The organism is Bradyrhizobium sp. 157 (assembly GCF_023073815.1).
Lineage (GTDB): Bacteria > Pseudomonadota > Alphaproteobacteria > Rhizobiales > Xanthobacteraceae > Bradyrhizobium.
The window spans coordinates 1-558 of the sequence record NZ_JADPKF010000063.1 but is presented as its reverse complement, the minus strand read 5'-3'; the positions used below and the strand labels follow the sequence as shown (position 1 = coordinate 558).

The window sequence follows — 558 nt, the reverse complement described above, 5'->3', positions numbered from 1 at the left end:
TGCATATGCTGGATGTGTGAGGCCGCGTACTCCAGCAGACGCTCGCGCTGACGCACGTAGGCTCGCAGCTCGGCAATCTGCCCTTTGGGCCGAAAGCTGGCCCGCAGCAACCCGAATGAATGGAGCCGCTGCAGCCATTGCGCATCGCTGACATCGGTCTTGCGCCCCGGCACGTGTTTGGCATCGCGCGCGTTGACAAGAAACACGGTAAATCCCCGGGCATCGAGAAGCTCGAAAATCGGAATCCAGTAGACGCTGGTTGATTCCATGACGACGGTCTTGACGCCGCATTCAGTAAACCAGTCGACCAGCCGATGCAGATCGGCCGTGAAGGTACCGAAGCTGCGGACTGGCTCCGGTGCGCGATCTGCCCTCACGGCAGCCATATGCATAGTCGCTCCGACGTCGATGGCAGCCGCGTTCGGGTGCACCATCGGCATCTTACCACCGTTCCTCGACTTCGATCTTTTGGGGTTCATCTCCAATCCTCCTGCTGACGGCGGCGGAAGGGCTGGGCTGCGCTATTGGTCAGATTCCTAAACGGGATCGCCGGATGGC

The 558-nt window shown here is 60.6% G+C and carries 1 protein-coding gene; it reads right to left on the bottom strand.

The genetic code is table 11. The features are described from left to right. Window positions 1-440, bottom strand: a 440-nt coding sequence (locus tag IVA95_RS13630) for a transposase (RefSeq protein WP_247510953.1), incomplete at its 3' end; no start/stop codon positions are given. Window positions 441-558: the final 118 nt, after the last annotated feature.